Source organism: Pseudomonas sp. BN607 (assembly GCF_029871175.1).
Lineage (GTDB): Bacteria > Pseudomonadota > Gammaproteobacteria > Pseudomonadales > Pseudomonadaceae > Aquipseudomonas.
Genome location: NZ_SSOE01000043.1, coordinates 1 through 4213, shown reverse-complemented (window position 1 = coordinate 4213; position 4213 = coordinate 1). Strand labels below are relative to the sequence as shown.

At 56.7% G+C, this 4213-nt stretch carries 4 protein-coding genes, 3 tRNA genes and 1 rRNA gene; all 8 read right to left on the bottom strand.

The features are described 5' to 3' along the window. A partial coding sequence (gene tuf, locus E8E68_RS11440) for an elongation factor Tu (RefSeq protein ID WP_280340837.1) occupies window positions 1-1166 on the bottom strand: 1166 nt, incomplete at its 3' end. Window positions 1167-1244: 78 nt separating this feature from the next. Next, a tRNA-Thr gene (locus E8E68_RS11435) sits at window positions 1245-1320 on the bottom strand. A 29-nt stretch (window positions 1321-1349) separates the two neighbouring features. Continuing rightward, window positions 1350-1423: transfer RNA gene (locus E8E68_RS11430), tRNA-Gly, on the bottom strand. Between the two features lie 24 nt (window positions 1424-1447). After that, a tRNA-Tyr gene (locus E8E68_RS11425) sits at window positions 1448-1531 on the bottom strand. Between the two features lie 152 nt (window positions 1532-1683). Continuing rightward, entirely contained in the window at window positions 1684-2109 is a 426-nt protein-coding gene (locus E8E68_RS11420; RefSeq protein WP_266032061.1) for a hypothetical protein, read from the bottom strand. A gap of 7 nt (window positions 2110-2116) precedes the next feature. Continuing rightward, window positions 2117-2866 carry a pantothenate kinase gene (locus E8E68_RS11415; protein ID WP_266032062.1) on the bottom strand — a complete coding sequence of 250 codons (750 nt, stop codon included), beginning with the start codon at window positions 2864-2866 and terminating at the stop codon, window positions 2117-2119. Beyond that, window positions 2856-3815 carry a bifunctional biotin--[acetyl-CoA-carboxylase] ligase/biotin operon repressor BirA gene (gene birA, locus E8E68_RS11410; RefSeq protein WP_266032063.1) on the bottom strand — a complete coding sequence of 320 codons (960 nt, stop codon included), beginning with the start codon at window positions 3813-3815 and terminating at the stop codon, window positions 2856-2858. The genes E8E68_RS11415 and birA overlap by 11 nt, the downstream gene beginning before the upstream one ends. A 273-nt stretch (window positions 3816-4088) precedes the next feature. Next, window positions 4089-4204, bottom strand: a 5S ribosomal RNA gene (gene rrf, locus E8E68_RS11405). Window positions 4205-4213 lie beyond the last annotated feature (9 nt).

Below are 4213 nucleotides of genomic sequence, written 5' to 3'. Positions count from 1 at the left end.
GCGCCGACGGTACGACCGCCTTCACGGATAGCGAAGCGCAGACCGTCTTCCATTGCGATGGTCTTGATCAGGGTAACAGTCATCTGAATGTTGTCACCTGGCATTACCATTTCAACGCCTTCCGGCAGTTCGCAGTTACCGGTCACGTCAGTGGTACGGAAGTAGAACTGTGGACGGTAGCCTTTGAAGAACGGAGTGTGACGGCCGCCTTCTTCCTTCGACAGGACGTAGACTTCTGCGGTGAACTTGGTGTGCGGCTTGACCGAACCTGGCTTGACCAGAACCTGGCCACGCTCAACGTCGTCACGCTTGGTACCACGCAGCAGAACGCCGCAGTTCTCGCCAGCACGACCTTCGTCCAGCAGCTTGCGGAACATCTCAACACCGGTGCAGGTGGTGGTGGTAGTGTCACGTAGACCAACGATTTCCAGCGGATCCTGAACGCGGACGATACCACGCTCGATACGACCGGTAACAACGGTACCACGACCCGAAATCGAGAACACGTCTTCGATCGGCATCAGGAACGGCTGGTCGATGGCACGAACTGGCTCAGGAATGTAGCTGTCCAGAGTCTCTACCAGCTTCTTGACAGCGGTAGTGCCCATTTCGTTGTCGTCTTTGCCTTCCAGCGCCATACGAGCCGAACCGATGATGATCGGGGTGTCGTCGCCTGGGAAGTCATAGGTGGACAGCAGGTCGCGAACTTCCATCTCGACCAGTTCCAGCAGCTCAGCGTCGTCTACCAGGTCAGCCTTGTTCAGGAAGACCACGATGTACGGAACGCCTACCTGACGGGACAGCAGGATGTGCTCACGGGTTTGCGGCATCGGACCATCGGCGGCCGAGCAAACCAGGATCGCGCCGTCCATCTGGGCAGCACCGGTGATCATGTTCTTCACGTAGTCAGCGTGACCTGGGCAGTCAACGTGAGCGTAGTGACGAATGGTCGAGTTGTACTCAACGTGAGCGGTGTTGATGGTGATACCGCGCGCTTTTTCTTCCGGAGCCGAGTCGATCTTGTCGAACTCAACGATTGCCGAACCGAAAACTTCGGAGCAAACGCGAGTCAGAGCTGCGGTCAGAGTGGTCTTACCGTGGTCAACGTGGCCGATAGTGCCGACGTTAACGTGGGGAAGGGAACGATCAAACTTTTCCTTAGCCATCGATACAATCCTCCGCAGAAGAAATAGTCTTGCGCTGATAAAACAAAGGCAGATATTTTCATATCTGCCTTGTTTAAATGGAGCTCTTGAGCGGATTTGAACCGCTGACCTCACCCTTACCAAGGGTGTGCTCTACCAACTGAGCTACAAGAGCGAAACACTTTGTGCAAAATCCAGCAAACTTGGAGCGGGTAGCGGGAATCGAACCCGCATCATCAGCTTGGAAGGCTGAGGTTCTACCACTAAACTATACCCGCGGAGCTTGCGGCTCTCGCTAAAACTGGTGGAGGGAGAAGGATTCGAACCTTCGAAGCTCTCGCAACGGATTTACAGTCCGTCCCCTTTGGCCGCTCGGGAATCCCTCCATATGTGGCCGGCATTCTATGTGTCTGCCGTCCTAGTGTCAAGCGTTTTTTCAAATTTTTTCAATCAAATCTGAAACTTAGCTGCCTTGACACCGCTTCCGGTCCTGCCACCTGAGTGGTGTTCCCTGTGAAGCGGGCGCCATTCTATCAAGCTATTCGCCAGTTGCAATACCCTGGCAGAAAATAATTTTATGTTTTAAGTCTTTGAAATCATTGGAAAGAGACGAGAGCAACGTTTGGTCCAGCAACCGCTCGCTTTCAGAGGCCACCTTAAGCCAGCGACCATCAGCTCCCGGCAACTGCTTCTCTACTGGAGAGGTAGCAATGTCCAGGCTCAACAGACGCTGGCGCAGCGCCTCTAGCTGCTCGGGCGTCATCTCACCACCGATTACCAAGCATTCTTCACGGCGCTTTGGCGGCGTAGACACACCCGTTTCACGCAACAGACGGATTTCTTGCTGATTCCCCTTGTACAACGACAGGGGGGCGACTTCCTTGACCTTCAGCGGGGCTTCCTGCTGATGCCATACGTAATAAAAGACGTTGAGCACCAGTAACAGCAGAAACAACCAACGCATAGGCACCTCAATCCAATGGGCAGGCCATTGCCAGGCCAACGAAAACCAAGTCAGGCACGACACGCGCCTGCGGGATGGCATCCTTTACCAATGGCGCATCACCACCAGTGAGGAACACCGTGAACGCCTCCCCCCATAGAGCACGCGCTTGCTCAAGCTGAGTGCGAGCAAAACCCTGCAGCATCAACACACACCCGCGCTCGACTGCCTCGACAGTGGAACGGCCAGGCGACAGACTGACCAATGCGCGCTCGGCAGAGTCATCGTCATAGCGGATGCGGCGGGTATGCGTACGCAACTGGCTGCGCATCAATGGCATTCCCGGACAGATGTAGCCACCCAGGTGCTCGCCATCGGCGGCAACGAAGTCCGCTTTGGCAGCTGTACCCAGGTCAATGACCAGGCATGCCCCACCGGCCAGGTGAAAGGCGCCCAGCGCCGCCAGCCAACGATCCATGCCTAAGCGCTGATAATCGTCATAGCCATTGCGCACACCCGCCATTTCCTGAGCCGGGTGGGCAACCTGCGCCTGCACGGCGAATGCCTGGGCAATCACAGCGCACAGCGCATCGGTTTCCTCCTCGCTGCGCACACTGACAATGCGGCAGCCGGTGAGGCGCACCGCAACAAGTGCAGCCACTTCAGCCACCAGCGCCTGGTCGGTATCGACGATCCCACCACCTGCAATCACTGCATCAGCGGCGTGGATTACCCGCCATTTAATGAAGCTGTTACCGCAATCGAGCTCAAGAATCATCACGCAACCTCAAACTGAGCTCACCACCACTGAAGCTCTTTTCCACTCCGTCCACCTCAAGACGCAAACCACCCTGCCCGTCGACGCCTAGCACAACACCATCTATACGTGTGCTACCCGCAACCAGCGAAACGGTGCGCCCCTGCCAAAGGTGCGCCTGCTCCCACTCCTCCTGGAATGCGGCAAAACCGTATCGACGATGGCGTGCCAACTCATGCTGCAGCTGCTGACTGAGCGAAGCTACCAAATGGTTACGGTCAATCGCCGCGCCCACCTCACGTCGCATCGAGGTCCACTGCTGATCGACCTGGTCGTTGACCTGCATGTTCACGTTGATACCGATACCCAACACTACATGACAGACATCCGCAGGATCACCCACCAACTCCAGGAGAATGCCGGTGATCTTCTGCCGCCGAACCAGAACATCGTTGGGCCATTTCAGACCCACATCCTTTACCCCGAACCCCTGCAGAGTACGCATGACCGCCAGCCCAACCACCAGGCTCAAGCCTTCGAGCTGGCGCATGCCGCCATCGACGCGCAGCACCAAACTGTAATAGAGGTTTTCGGCAAACGGGCTCACCCACTGGCGACCACGCCGGCCACGACCAGCGCTCTGGCGCTCTGCCAGAACCAGGAATGGCGCTGCCTGTCCTTCACTGGCAAGGCGCAGACCTTCGGCATTGGTGGAGTCGATGGTTTCGTGGATGAATACCGGCCACTGCTCGCCGCCACCAAACCCTGCGATCGCCTGTTCCTCTAGCAAAGCCAAGGGAGCCGCCAGCTGATAGCCGCGCCCACGGACTTTGTGAATGGTGAGGTTAAGCTCACTCTCCAGATGCTGCAGCTGCTTCCAAACTGCGCTGCGACTCACACCGAGGGCTGCCCCCAGAGCTTCTCCGGAATGGAACCGGCCGTCCTTGAGGAGATTCAACAACTTCAGCATGCCAGTCTCGACTTGGAATAAGGCAGGCATGATAGCCATGGGCTGTGGGCTTGCATAGGAAAAGGGCCGAATGCCCATACCTGTCTTCCGACAGGTAGTGCAGTGGATCGCATGGGTTCGCCCGTGTTCGCGGGTCACGCCCGCTCCCACAGTGACCTGTGCCAGGTTGCAGACGTGTGCCTGGGCGCAGGCGTGTGCGAGGCTTGAAGGTTTCTCAGACCACAAAGACAAAACCCCTACCTGCATGTGCAGATAGGGGTTTTGCGAAATGAATCTTGACGATGACCTACTCTCACATGGGGAAACCCCACACTACCATCGGCGATGCATCGTTTCACTGCTGAGTTCGGGATGGGATCAGGTGGTTCCAATGCTCTATGGTCGTCAAGAAATTCTGT

Bases quoted from the DNA above. Each gene is read 5' to 3' on its own strand.
- E8E68_RS11420 (WP_266032061.1), bottom strand. From the start codon at position 2,109: ATGCGTTGGTTGTTTCTGCTGTTACTGGTGCTCAACGTCTTTTATTAC.
- E8E68_RS11415 (WP_266032062.1), bottom strand. From the start codon at position 2,866: ATGATTCTTGAGCTCGATTGCGGTAACAGCTTCATTAAATGGCGGGTA.
- birA (WP_266032063.1), bottom strand. From the start codon at position 3,815: ATGCTGAAGTTGTTGAATCTCCTCAAGGACGGCCGGTTCCATTCCGGA.